The 14020-nt window shown below is 49.8% G+C and carries 9 protein-coding genes; 2 read left to right on the plus strand and 7 right to left on the minus strand.

The annotated features are described in order from the left end of the window. Positions 1-8: 8 nt before the first annotated feature. The 7 genes from CAFE_RS04230 to CAFE_RS04260 form a co-directional block, all read right to left on the minus strand. Positions 9-1487: a histidine phosphatase family protein gene (locus CAFE_RS04230; protein WP_156989896.1), complete on the minus strand. Its 1479-nt coding sequence runs from the start codon at positions 1485-1487 to the stop codon at positions 9-11. A gap of 90 nt (positions 1488-1577) precedes the next feature. After that, on the minus strand, positions 1578-4541 hold the full coding sequence (locus tag CAFE_RS04235) for a metallophosphoesterase family protein (protein WP_156989897.1): 2964 nt from the start codon (positions 4539-4541) through the stop codon (positions 1578-1580). Between the two features lie 49 nt (positions 4542-4590). Further along, a complete protein-coding gene (locus tag CAFE_RS04240) occupies positions 4591-5943 on the minus strand; it encodes an MFS transporter (protein ID WP_156989898.1) in 1353 nt (450 codons plus the stop codon). Positions 5944-6184: 241 nt separating this feature from the next. Then, a complete protein-coding gene (gene iolE / locus CAFE_RS04245) occupies positions 6185-7078 on the minus strand; it encodes a myo-inosose-2 dehydratase (RefSeq protein WP_156989899.1) in 894 nt (297 codons plus the stop codon). Positions 7079-7094: 16 nt separating this feature from the next. Continuing rightward, on the minus strand, positions 7095-9026 hold the full coding sequence (gene iolD, locus CAFE_RS04250; RefSeq protein WP_156989900.1) for a 3D-(3,5/4)-trihydroxycyclohexane-1,2-dione acylhydrolase (decyclizing): 1932 nt from the start codon (positions 9024-9026) through the stop codon (positions 7095-7097). 41 nt (positions 9027-9067) lie between these two features. Then, complete coding sequence (gene iolC / locus CAFE_RS04255; protein ID WP_156989901.1) at positions 9068-10084, minus strand: 5-dehydro-2-deoxygluconokinase; 1017 nt, start codon at positions 10082-10084, stop codon at positions 9068-9070. A 21-nt stretch (positions 10085-10105) separates the two neighbouring features. Next, entirely contained in the window at positions 10106-10963 is an 858-nt protein-coding gene (locus CAFE_RS04260) for a class II fructose-bisphosphate aldolase (protein WP_066648209.1), read from the minus strand. Positions 10964-11323: 360 nt separating this feature from the next. On the opposite strand from CAFE_RS04260, the gene CAFE_RS04265 reads away from it, so the two are divergent. Both CAFE_RS04265 and CAFE_RS04270 read left to right on the plus strand, forming a co-directional pair. Next, the gene (locus CAFE_RS04265) at positions 11324-12082 is read left to right on the plus strand and encodes a DeoR/GlpR family DNA-binding transcription regulator (RefSeq protein WP_066648211.1); all 759 of its coding nucleotides are present in this window, start codon (positions 11324-11326) and stop codon (positions 12080-12082) included. Positions 12083-12437: 355 nt separating this feature from the next. Then, on the plus strand, positions 12438-13955 hold the full coding sequence (locus tag CAFE_RS04270; RefSeq protein ID WP_066648213.1) for a CoA-acylating methylmalonate-semialdehyde dehydrogenase: 1518 nt from the start codon (positions 12438-12440) through the stop codon (positions 13953-13955). Positions 13956-14020: the final 65 nt, after the last annotated feature.

Raw genomic sequence — 14020 nt, forward strand, 5'->3', positions numbered from 1 at the left:
CCGGAATGTCACTTTGAACCATTGTGATCGCTTCCCTTCAAGGTTTTAATATTATCCTTCAGTGTGCTGTTGAGAGAGATTCCAAGCGCTTCCGCTTTATTGCCATAGTAGGCTTCTACATCATCCCAGTTATAGTAAGGATAGGAATCGGTCTCTACGGGAAAAGCAGTCTCCTCTTCATTGAACAGCATTTTTACCAAATAATTTTTGCCGTTCGTATAAAATACCCATTGAATGTTGGAACACATCGGCATAATTTTTGCCGCACTCCATAGGTTTGCAACTTCGCCGGGATCACTCGTACTTTCACATCCCCCTTTGATTTCCAGAAAAGCGGCTAACGGTGCTATCGTATTATCGTGGGCAAAGGAAAAAATCCCTGCATAATTTTTATTTTTCAAAGCTTCGTCCGACGAGACTATCATGTATTTGACCAACGGGGCGGACATGGGAGCCATCACATTATTACTTTCCATCGACGGCCCATATTTATAAAAAACATCGATGTTAAAAACGCCGGCATACCAAGCGATTTCGTCAGATGTAAAGTACTTTTTGAAATTAAAGTCCGCCCCTTCCCCGGCCAAATTAGCAGTATGCATATATAAATTAAATAAATTTTCCGCCGCGTCAGAGGGATTTTTCAAAATGGTTGCTCCGTCGGAGTCTTTCAGCTGAAACTCACCGTTCTTTAATCTATCGTAAAACTTTATTGAAAAAAATCGGGTCAGGATTTGTTTATTATGAGACTCTCCAGTAGTACCGGACGTATATTTCTCAACGATTTTCTTCCATGCTCCGTTGTTTTTGTAGTCAATATACTTCGCGTCGATGTCAAAGGGACGCAAATATGGGTCTTCCTGCTCCGGGTAGAAAGAGGTTGTAATTTGATTCTTTGATGCTATTTTTTTAAAACCGGAAAAAAATTCATCCCTGCTGTCTTGTGTTCTTTTTACATTTGTGGCATACCCGAGAATTGGTTTGCCGTCATTAAAAATTTCTATATAATCCTCTGCGGTGCGCTCCCCCAACTTATTCAGGTTTTCTCTTCCAAGTTTCGTCAGCTGCCCATATCTTCCCTTTTCAAACTGCATCAATTCTTCTATTTGATTTTTCAGTTCTGTTCCAGCGGGAGTAATCTCTTTGTCTTTCTCAGCGGCTGAAAGCAATTCACACAGAGTCTTGTCATAACTCGGTCTGCAAATGTTCCTTGAGCCATGACGTCCCACATACTGAATAAACACCGGATGATAGCCCTTCGGCGCTGCGGTAAAATTTGTTTTTTCATAGGGGTAGGGCAGCATGTTTCCTAAATACTTTGAGCTGTCGAGCGGAGTCGTACTTGCCGTTCCGATTTGGCCGGATGCCGCCGCAGATACGCCGGCGCTACTCTGTGAATTTCCCGGTTTATTTGTCGCACACGCTTCCGTTCCCAAAAGAATACATAATACCAGTAACCGTGCAAGGCAGTTTTTCATTTTGGACATTTATTTCGCCCCCATTCAAATTTCATTTCATACCTCTCAAAGCACCGTGGATAAGCTCAACATACAAATAGATAGATCCGGGAATAACGATCAGCCATGAATTACATCCGTATATTCATCAAAGACCCTGAGCCGGTCGACGGGTTCAAAACCGACGGCGCCCTCAAATTCCCCTTTTTCCCAGTCTCTGCGCGTAGCCCATACAACTGACGCGTTTGTCCTTCCATTTGAGGCCGTAATCCGGTATTCCCTCAGCCGCGGGATGAAAGTACCCTTTTCGGATAAGCTTGCTTTAAAAATCGTCCTGATTCTGATAAACTGCGATGGCTGCAGGTCGGAAAGATCCACAGCCATTGCGCCGTTTTTGATTGAGATCTTCTTCAAGCCGTTGACATGCTGTTCGTCATCCGAAACCTCCACCGTTGCCTCCAGGAGCACTGTTTCCGGAGTGTCCGCGTGAATCTCGATTTTTTCGAAATTCCATAACTTGCGGTCCATTTTGTACGCCGGTTTAAATTCGGCGGGTCTCCGCCATTCCGTGGTGTGGGCCCCCGTGTCACAAATATTGTCAAAATCAAGCCAAACGGCCAATTTCTCTCCCGCCGGCCCTCTTTGTTTAGGATTATGAAAAACAGCGGCTATTCCCCGGTCGGTCAATTTTTTTCTGTAAAAACGCACCTGACCGATATCAGCGGACAGATGAGTAAAGTATTTTGGCCTGCTGATTTCTCTAATGACATGACCAATGTAAGAATACCCGATGAAGAGCGGATCATTTTCCCAGTTTCTCAGCTGACAGCTGCCCTCGACGCCCGGAATCGATGAAACTCTGTCCTCGTCGCAATAGGAATCTCCTCCGCTTTCTTTTGAGAATGCAAGCGTATACTGAGTCCATTTGTTCAGAGCGGCTTTTCCTCCTTCCCACGCATATTCGGTACTGCCGTAGCAGGTGCCCCACTTCATCATTCCAGAACGTTCAACCACCATACGGATCAGGTAGGTAGCCCCCCACCCTACGGATTTCCCTTTTACCATCAACGGATTGTGACCCATCTCGGTGTCTTTTGCCAAACGATTGATTTTCGCCTCGACAATTCCACTGAATTCATCATCGACAATTAACGATTCACTGCATGGAATTTCCAAGTAATCCTCATTATGATTCAGGCACACATACGTCCTGCCGTCCCGATGGACAACAGGAGGATTTCCTCGAATCAAAGCGTCATTACCGCACCCGGACCGGTCTTTTACTCTTGGGACTACGCAGAGATAGTCCTGAATATCAATCGTCTTTTCTTCGGAATCATTGACCTGAATTGTATAAAGGCCATTATGGAGATACCGGTACAAAAATTCAACCTGCGTATTTTCATGCCCGGATAAGCTGACGATTTTTGTTTCGACCGTTTTTTTATTGACTACCAGATTGACCGGAAACTCCGTAACGGGAACATTTTCATGGTTAGTAACGTCAATCGCGACTGCAAAGTAGCTCTTTTGCCTGTTTACCATCAATTTCAAACTTCCGAATGATAATTTTTCGCCGTTCTGAACCGTAACTTCCAGATATTTGTCACCCACACGAACCGTATGGGCACCCGCCGTCTCCGCTCTGTAAACGGTTGAAAAACACTTTTCCTCTCGACCGTTCAACAAAATCACCCGTTCGTTGCCCCGGCTGCCAAATAAATTCAGGTTCTTCCGGACCCCGTTGTCTTCAATTTGAAGATTTAAGGCCGCAATACTGTCTCCTTCGTTTCGCGCGCAGCCCGTGATTCCCAAATTTCCCAGATTGTCAAGGGCTTTTATCTCGACATTGGAAAGCCGGACCTGCGGAAGATCTTTATCCATAACCATCCGATCCATTCTAACCGGGAGATCCGTGTCATTCTGAAAGCCAAAGCCTTCATAAATCAGCCGCTCATCACCGATATGAAGTTCAGAAAAATTTTCTTTGCCGAGAGCAACCGCTTCCGGGTAATCGGAAAGCAGTCTCTCTTCCAGAGAACCCTCTTTCAATTCCGCCTCCGGCGACTCGGCATTTCCCTGGGTGATATAAACCGCTCTATGGTTCGGATGGATCGATAAGTTTTTGATATAGTAATGCAAATGTCCGCCGATCATAAGGTCAACACGCTGCTTCTCCGCTATCGGCACCATGTACTTGTTTGTAAACTCATCCGTATAAGGATGATGGATCAACAGAATTCTCCATTTTGCGTTCCGGGCCTTTTCAGATTTCAGGTCATTTTCCGCCCAGTTTAAAGTATCTTCCCTGACCTTTCTTGTTTGCCGGTCAACCGGTAAACCGGAATTAACGGAGTTCATTTCCGTCAACCCCCATGAGCAGCTGTCGACCATTAAGAAATGGGCTCCGCCGCAGTCAAAAGAAAAGGTTCTCTTCGCAGCGTCACAGCGGTAAACAGTTGACTGGGGAAATGCAAAAAAATCGTTAAAAAGCGGCCCGTCGTCATGGTTGCCGGGTATGTATACGACAGGTATCGAACGGAGCAGATTCGGGATTTTTCTGAACCAGCCCGATATGTACTGGTCCCTCTGATATCCGCTGCCTGCCGGAATATCGCCAAGGTTGATCATAAAGTCGGGTTTGCTTGTCAGAGCTGCATGTTCAAACTGCTTATAGATCCTGAATAAGTGAGTATCTCCTACTATCATAACATTCAGATTGTCCGGATCTTTTCTGAGTGTTTTGAATTGCCCATCCATTCTTTCACCGGAAGGAAACACAATGCTGTAACCGTAGCGGGAATCCGGTTCCAGATTTTTCAGGTTTGCATAATAAATAAAATGTTTGGTGCCGTCCGTGCTCCCCGCATCCGCTTCCCTGTGAACCGATACAGCAGCCTCGAGCGGTTTCTCCCCCGCTAGGCCGTAAAACAGACTTGCGCCTGCACTGAAGCCGGCTTCCCATGCAACCGTCATGCACGTTGGAAATGGAGCTAATAAATATGGGCCATTTACCTCTATCCCGTCAATGAACACGCTTTCGCTTCCTCCCCCTATTTTATAGTTTTTCTGACAATCCAACATAGAGTCGCCCCCGGGGATACCGGGGGTTTCCTCTGCATCGGGAACGCTTTCATTCCTTGCCGTCAGCCTTTTTCCTCTTTGCAAATACAACTGGAATCACGAAAAGAATCATTAAGAAAACAGAGATGATCCAGAATTTGTTGATGACGCTGAAATTATAAACGGCAATCCCGTTCACAACTCTTTTGCTGATGTCCATCAGGCGGCCATTTACAATTTCCTGGCCCGTAGCTCCCAAATATGAAAGCAGACCGACCATTCCCATCGCTGCGCCGGTAGCCTTTTGTGAAACAAGGTCAACAGCAAGCATACCGCCGAGAAACGAGAGTTCTATGCCGAGACCGAATCCATAGATTGCCGTAAATACCATGCACAAAGCGCGATTGTAAGAAAACGTACAGAAACCGATAATTCCCGCCAGCATCACGATGCCGAACACAATGGATGTTGTTGCATGACGGGATTTGAAAATTCTGTCTGAAATAATTCCGGAGCAGGCAGACCCCAATCCGCCCGTCACGGAACTGATTGCCAGTATGCTGCCTGCAACGCCGACGCTGTATTTGCATTGTTCCTGCAGAAAAATGACGCCCCAGTTGTCGATGGAATATCTTGCGACCCCGAGGAAGATGGCACTCAGCGCGACACACCAGACGAACGGATTTTTAAGAGCTTCAAATTGCGCTTTTCCCGTGGACTTCGCTTTCTCAACCTTTGCCGTCTCGACATCGCCGTCATATTCATTGGCCGGCGGCAGTCCGTAGGTTTCCGGACGGTCGCTCATAAAGATATACATCAGCAGCGCGACCAGAATACAGAAGAAACCGGGTGCAAAGAAGCCGCTTCGCCAGCCAAATCGGGCTACGATGGCAGCCGTACCGACATATGTAAGCCCTTCGCCCAAATAGTGTGCGATTCCGCAAACCCCGTACCAGGTTGCCAGTTTGCGTTTGCCGAACCACTGCGACAGAGACACCGTCCACGGAGCGGAGCCCATGGACTGAAAAAAACCATTCATAAGCCAAAGAAAGAAGAAAAGAGTAAAATTGATTGAAGAAAATCCGAAAATGATGTTCATGATTGCTGCGCCCAGCAGTCCGAGAGGTACAATTTTCTTAATATTGCACCTGTCGCCCATGAAACCGTTAAAGCATTTTCCGAACGCATACGCTATGGTAAGAGCGGCTCCGATCATTCCAAGCTGTGTAGCTGTCATTCCCTCGGCCAGCAAGGGCTTTTTTGCAACGGACAAGGGCAGCTTTACAACATAATACATGCCGTATCCGAAAATAATGGACGCGATGTCCTCGATTCGATGCTTCTTGTACTCCTTTTTGATGACGGTCCGGTCGGTGATCCTAGGTTGATCGGGGCCTGTCAAAAACCAATTCAAAACACTCATTCCAATCCATCCTCCCAAAATAACATAAAACTCTCTCCCAATCCTGCATCTTTCAAATCAATACAAACCTCACAGGGGCAAAAGACAAACCCAGTCCCTTTCCATTTAATTCTATGACTCCGCCGAAGCCCCCGGGCCCCTCATTTTGCCGCAAATCCTCGGGCCCCCTTTCATTTGTCCGCGACAGCAATCAGGGCTTATAGCCGGGAGGCCAAAGCCCGGCATCTAAAATGTCCTTTCTTTAAATTCCCGCGGCCGCCCGAAGGTAAGCGCGCGCTCTTTTTGCGTACTCAAACGGATTTGCTTTCGCAGGATCCTGTTCGGCTTCCACCACAACCCAGCCTTCATATCCGCGGCCGCCCAGAATCTCGAAAATCGGTTTGAAATCGACATCGCCGTCTCCCGGGACCGTAAACGTTCCTCCGCGCACGCCGTCCAGAAAGCTGAGACGCTTCGCCTTGGCCTCGGCGGCCACGCTGCTCCTCAGATCCTTCAGATGCACGTGACCGACACGGGAAACATATCGGTTCAGAATTTTTTCGGGGTCGATTCCGCAAAAGCTCAGGTGGCCGGAATCAAACAAAAGATAAACCATGTCCGGATCGGTATGCGCCATCAGGCGGTCGATTTCCTTTTCGTCCTGGACAACGGTGCCCATGTGATGATGGAAAGTCAGCTTCATCTGTCTGTCGTTCGCAATTTTTCCAAGACGGTTCAGTCCTTCGCACAGCAGATTCCACTCTCGGTCGTCCATTACATGCTTGCCTTCAAAAATCGGCTGCTTTTTCCCCTGAATGCTGTAGCTCTGCTCTGAGACGCCGATAACCCTCGCGCCGAGGTATTTCAGGGTATCCAGCTTTTCCTCAAACGGTCCGGCCGTTTCCTCAAAGGGTCTGGAGATCAGGAAAGTCGAAAACCATTGGTTGCAGACGGTCAGTCCTCTGAGATCCAAAGCCCTTTTCAGGACCTCCCGGTCCGCGGGAAATTTGTTGCCGATTTCACACCCCGCATAACCCGCCAGCGCCATTTCGCTGACACATTGCTCAAAGGTGTTCTCCTTCCCCAGATCCGGCATGTCGTCGTTGGTCCAGCCGATCGGCGCAATTCCAAGAGAGACTTTTTTACTGTCAAGCATACGAAGCATCCTCCCCTTAATATTTTCTGGCCTGAGCACGGTGCGCTTCCTTGTTCTCGAAAGCCTCCCGCTCAGCCTCGTTTTCCGCCGTGCTTGCCAAGCCCACATGCCACCAGGACAGATAGTCGTGAGTCATGGTCTTCGGCAGAACCTTAAGGTCGATCAACGTGGAAACATTCTGCTTTTTGCTGTCCTCAAGCGCTTCCTCGAGTTCATCCATGTTCCGCACCGAATAGGTCTTCGCCCCGTATCCGGCCGCCACGGCGGCATAGTTCACGGGAATAAGAGCTCCCGTCAGCCCTCCGGTCCCCGAATCACGGAACCGGAACTCCGTGCCCAGGTTTCCGACGCCGTTCGACATCTGAAGATTGTTGATGCAGCCGAACGAGGCGTTGTCAAACAGCAGAACATTGATTTTTTGATGCTCCTGGATTGAGGTAAGAAGCTCCGTGTGCAGCATCAGGAAGCTGCCGTCCCCCGCCACCGCGTAAACCTCGCGGTCCGGACGGGCCAGCTTTGCGCCGAGCGCCCCGGCAATTTCATATCCCATGCAGGAATATCCGTACTCCATGTTGTAGGAGTCGCGCGCATCCGTCGTCCACATTCTCTGCAGGTCGCCCGGCAGGCTTCCCGAAGCGCCCACAAGGATCGCGTCCTCCGCAATGTGCTTCCTCACCGCGCAGATGGCGGCGGTCTGGGTCAGGGCGCAGCCCGTCATCTTTGCAAATTCCTCCATGCTTCCGGGATTGCGCGCCGCTATCATCGGCTGAAAGTCCTTGCGGCAGCTGTAAGAACCGAGCTTTTTCATTTCCTCGTTCCATTCGGTTTTCGCTACGGAAATTTCGTTGCCGTACGAGGATCGGTATTTTCTTTCAGACAGGAGCTTTGTCAATTCCTCCAACGCGGCCTTCGCGTCGCCGACCGCCTTGACGGCGTCCATTTTGTACGCGTGGAAACGGGAAACATTGATGGAGGCCACTTTGACCTCCGGGTTCCGGAAAAGCCATTTCGACGAGGTCGTAAAATCCGACAGCCGGGATCCCACGGCAAGGATCAGGTCTGCCTCCCAGGCGATCGAATTGGCCGCCAGGTTCCCGGTGACGCCGACGCCTCCCAGGCAGAGCGGCGAACTGGACCTGCAGGCACTCTTGCCGGCCTGTGTCTCGGCAAACGGGATGTTGAACCGTTCGCAGAAATTTTCCAGAGTTTCCCCCGCCTCGGAGTATTTGACTCCCCCGCCGCAGATGACCAGCGGTCTTTTACTGTTCATCAGGGCCGAAGCCACATCCTCCAGTTCCTCACGGGCGGGGGACTGCCTGACGATGCGGTGGACTCTTTTCCGAAGGAAATAATCCGGATAATCATAGCTTTCGCCCTGCACATCCTGCGGGACGGCGACGCACACCGCACCCGCCTCAGCGGGATCCGTCAAAACGCGCATGGCATTGATCATAGCCGTCATCAGCTGTTCAGGGCGCTCCACCCTGTCCCAGTATTTGCAGACGGGTTTGAAGGCGTCGTTTGTTGTTGTCTGAAGGCTGTTGGGCTGTTCCACCTGCTGCAGGACCGGATCCGGCTGCCGAATGGCAAAGGTATCGCCCGGCAGCACCAGCAGCGGGATATTGTTTACGGTCGCGCAGGCGGCAGCCGTGATCATGTTCGCCGCGCCGGGGCCGATGGAGGACGCGCAGGCTATGATTTTCCTGCGTTTATTCTGCTTCGCAAACGAGGCGGCCATATGTGCCATTCCCTGCTCGTTTTTCCCCTGAAATACCTTCAGCCCGCCGGGGTTTTCGTCCAGCGCCTGACCGAGGCCGACGACGATTCCGTGGCCGAAAATCGCGGCAACGCCCTCCACAAATTTGGTTTCACAGCCGTCCATGCAGACATACTGATTATCCAGAAAGCGCACAAGCGCCTGAGCCATTGTCATTCTTACCGTTCCCATATTCCTGCTTCCTTTCCGAAGATCCATGACCCGATAATAAGTCAAACCCTGGCTACCAGTTCCCCGTACCTCTGCTTGCATTCGTCGATGTAATTTTTGATATCCCCGACGCCCGGCATACTGTCCGCGCAGGAGTGGCTGGCAACCAGAAGGGAAGCCGAAGCACTGCCGAATTCCAGGCAGTCGATGACGTCCCATCCCTCCAGGAGTCCGTAAAGAAACGCGGAAGCGTATCCGTCGCCACCGCCAAAGCCCTTCAGCTTCTTGATGGGGAAGGGCCTGATGCTGAAATTCTGCCCGTCGTTGGTATAGGCTGTGGAGCCCTCTTTTCCGTGCTTGATGACGACTATTTTGGCGCCGCGGCCATGCCAGTAGGAGGCCGTCTCCCGGTCGTCCATCCCCGGACGAATCAACTGCCCGGCGAGGTCGTATTCCTCCCTGGAGCCCAGAATCACATCCGCCTGCCCGGCCGCGATCCCGTAGTAAACGCCGATTTCATCCTTCGATTTCCAGTTGTATTCCCGGTAGTCGATATCGAAGATGACGGGGGTGCCCGTCTTTCGAGCAAGGAAAAGAACCTTCAGCGCCGCTTCCCGGGAGGGGCTCTCCGAAAGTGCGGTGCCGGAAATCAAAACCGCTTTGCTGCCGCTTATGTATTCCTCGTCGATATCCGAAACGCCGAGCTGTAGATCCGCGGCCCGGTTGCGGTACATCAGGATGCTGCTTTCCTGCTCGCTTAATATCTCCGTAAAGGTCAGTCCGATTTTCTCCCCGTGCTCACAGCGGCGGATTCGGGAGGTATCGATCCCCTCCCGCCTGAAGTAGTCCGTTACATAATCTCCGAAGCGATCGTCCGAAACACGCGCGAAAAATCCGCATTTTTTCCCGAGACGGGCAAGACCGACCGCAATATTCGCGGGCGAACCTCCCAGATATTTCTTGAACGTCGTGCTTTCCTCAAGCGTTCTGTAATAATCCACGGGGTTGAGATCAATGGTAATTCTTCCGACAAGCGTCAGATCGTACGGTCGTTTTTCATCAAATTGAATATACTTCATTTTTTCGATTCCACTCCTCGCTCACTCTATTTCATTTAGGGGCATCCGATTGTTGAAAATCAGGATGTGTTTCCTGACACTGTCGTACATCCCCCGAACCATGGCTTCGTTCAGTTCAAAATAATTGTGTTTTCCGCCCGTGCGCAGATACCGCTCAGACGCCAGGGTGACGGAGTCGAAGTTTGCCGTCGCGATATTGATCTTGCGGATTCCGAGATTTACGCCCTTCCGGAAATCGGCCGCGCTGATCCCCGACCCGCCGTGCAGTACAAGCGGGATCTGAACCCTTTTATGTATTTCCTCCAAAACGTCGAACCGCAGCTTTGGAATGCCCGCGTAGTGCCCGTGCGCGTTTCCGATTGAAACAGCCAGCGCGTCTACCTTCGTTTTTTCGGCGAACGCCTTCGCCCGGTCGGGATCCGTGCAAATGATTTTTTCATTTGTGCTGTTGTCTTCGCTTCCTCCGACGACGCCAAGCTCCGCTTCAACATCCGCTCCGGCATTTCTCGACATCCGCACGACTTCGGCGGTTGCTTCCACGTTCCTTTCATCATCGAACCGGGAACCGTCAAACATAACCGAAGTAAAATTTAAATCGAGCGCCTGCTTTACGGTATCCGGCGTCAGGCCATGGTCCAGGTGGACCGCGATCCTGACCTGCGCCTTCTCAGCCGCCTGAAGCATCAAGGGACCCATCAGATGCAGCGGGGAATGCTTTAACCTCACCTGAGCAATCTGCAGTATGATCGGCGTATCCAACTCTTCGGCCGCCCGGACCGCTCCAATCACCATTTCCATATTTCCAACGCTGAAAGCCCCTACGGCCCTGTTCTCGGCCGACGCCTCATTCATTAACTCTTTCATGTGGCATACAGGCATATTGCTCCTTCTTTCCCAATGCATTTTGAATAAATTATGGCAATATGTTACCACCAATGCATTCACTTTTCAATAGTTTTATTGATAAATTTGGGTCAACTTTCCTTTTTATTGGAAATGACTAAATTGTCAAAATTAATTATGCATAACGACGAATTTATGTATCTAGTGCACATTTGCCTCTATTATAAGCCATAGATTACAAGAATATTTCCCGTTTCACAGCCTCAGTATGAATACCCAAAAGACGTTGTGTGATTATTTATTGGACATATCTTGAAAAAATTGAAAATATTTATTATAATGAGGAATGAATTTCGGATCAATTAGGCCAACTACAAAAAGGAATGAGGAAACGTCATGCGCTCGCAAAGGATTGAAGAAATAAGAAAATATATCTATGAGAACAAGACGGTGACACTGGACGACATCTGCGAAACTTTTCAGGTCTCCAAAAGCACGCTCCGCAGAGATCTCAGCGCAATATTGCAGTCCAGCGATATCAAAAAAATATACGGCGGAGTGACCGCACTGCCCAAGAAGGGGCTTGTTTCTTTTGAGGAGAGAAATATCTCGAATTTGGAAGCCAAGCGCAGGATTGCGGCGGCTGCGGCGGCTCTGATACAGGAGAACGACATCATATTTATCGATTCCGGAACCACCACGCTGCCGATTATCGACTATATCAAGGAGAAAAGAAACATTACCGTTCTGACCAACAATGTGGAAATCATCCTGCACGCGATTCCCTACGAGAATATCAACATCATCTCCCTGTCCGGAACCCTCAGCCGAAAAACCCTTTCCTTTACAGGAGCCAGCGCCGTGCAGGTGCTGCAAAACTACAACATCAGCAAGGCCTTTATGGCTACTACCGGATTTTCCATTGAAAACGGGGTCACGAATTCATCCCCCTTAGAATCGGATATCAAGCGAGCCGTGGTGCAGCGTAGTCAAAAAGTCCATCTGCTTGCGGACAGCAGCAAATGCAATATCGTCTCGCTGATTACCTATTGCGGCCTGGATAAAATCAATACCCTGGTGACGGATGCATCTCCCTCAAAAGAAATCTGCAATTTTGTCTATAATAACGGGAATGAAATCCTGGTCGCAAAATAAACTGCCATAAATCGCCGCGTCCGGCGATTTAACGCCATCGGCCTTTCCGGTTTTAGAACAAGCCGGAAGGGCCCCCGCTTTGTCTACGCTTTTCTTCCCTGCCGAGCAAACATAGTATCGAGACCGATCGATTTGTTTTAGAATCGGTTGGAAACAGGCACATATTTTGTTAACTCTAATTCATTCTAAATTGAACAACTTTAGATAATGTGTTGACATTTTATTGGTAATTAGTTAAACTAACATTGTCACAACAGATTTAACATAGCTAAAATATTTTACCGTATTTTGCAGTTTTTTCACGGCAAAAACATTTTAGCAATAAAATCATCATTACTGAAAAGGAGATAAACCTATGGGTACAGTGGAGAAAAAAGGATATTGTGTCAGCGGAGAATGGAAGAAATCAAAAACTCAAAAATGGATGCAGGTCACGAATTCGAGTACCGGCGAAGTCATGGCGGAAGTCCCCTGCTGCACGGTCGAAGAGGTCAACGAGGCCATCGCCTCCGCAGAAGCGGCTTTCCCCTCTTGGTCTAGGATGTCGCTGGCAAAACGCACGCAGTTTATGTTTCAATGGAGAAACGTATTATTGGAGCACCTGGAGGAACTGACCCTGCTCTGTTCTAAAGAATTGGGCAAAAACCTTGACGAAGCAAAGGGAGATATTCTGAAAGCGATTGAGCCGACGGAATTTGCGTGCAGCATATCCTATTCCAGCCAGGGCTCAGCCTCGCTTCAGGTGACGACGGGTTTCGACACGGCTACATACAGAATGCCGCTTGGCGTTGTTGCGGGCATCGTTCCGTTCAATTTTCCGGCAATGATTCCCTGGGGCTGGATGGTTCCTCTGGCGATTGCGACCGGCAATACCGTCGTGCTTAAGGCGGCGAGCTTCACGCCGCTGACATCCATGCGCATTCTGGAGCTTTTCTACAAAGAAGCCGGCTTTCCGAAAGGCGTCGTGAATCTCGTCACCTGCAGCAGAACGGAAGCTGAAATATTCCTTACGGATCCAAGAATCAGGGCCGTCACCTTTGTCGGAACGACAGATGTAGGAAAGCACATCTATTCGGTTGCCGCCGCGAACGGCAAGAGGGTGCAGGCGCAGTGCGAGGCAAAGAACCATGCGTTAATTCTGGAAGACTGCGACCTGGAGAGCACCGTAAACGCAATCATCAACTCTACGTTCGGCTGCGCGGGCATGCGTTGCATGGCGCTTCCGGTATGCGTTGTTCAAGAGAGTATCGCAGACAGATTTGTGGCTCTGCTGAAGGAAAAGGCGCAGAAAATGACCATAGGCTGTTCTTACGATCCGGCGACAAAGCTGGGCCCCGTCGTAAACGCAAAGCATAAGCAGTCTGTCTGCAACTGGATCCAGAGAGGCGTTGAGGAAGGCGCGGAGCTGGTCCTCGACGGACGCGACATTGTCGTTCCCGGTTACGAAAACGGATTTTTCGTGGGTCCCACCATTTTCGACCATGTGAAACTGGGCATGTCGGTCGGTGAGCGTGAAATATTCGGACCCGTCACGATTGTGAAACGCGTAAAGGACTTTGACGAAGGCCTTGCCATAATGAACGCGAATCCGCTCGCAAACGGATCCGTCATCTTTACGCAGAGCGGATATTACGCCAGAAAATTCGAATTGCTCACAGACGGCGGCATGGTCGGTGTCAATGTAGGCATCCCGGTACCTTCAGCCTATTTCCCGTTCTCTGGAAACAAGGATTCCTTTTTCGGTGATCAGCATGTTCTGGGCCTCGACGGCATCCGCTTTTATACCCGCGCGAAGACGGTTACAAAGCATTGGTACGATGAAGCATCCAAAAACAGGCAGGTCGGAACATGGGAAGGCGTCGTGGAGCGGTAAAAAGCTGAATATTCCGGAAGCGCAACGGCTTCAATAAAAGAAAATGCACCTTAAAACGGGTTTCA

The sequence above is a fragment of the Caproicibacter fermentans genome, from assembly GCF_009746625.1.
GTDB classification, from domain to species: Bacteria; Bacillota; Clostridia; order Oscillospirales; family Acutalibacteraceae; genus Caproicibacter; species Caproicibacter fermentans.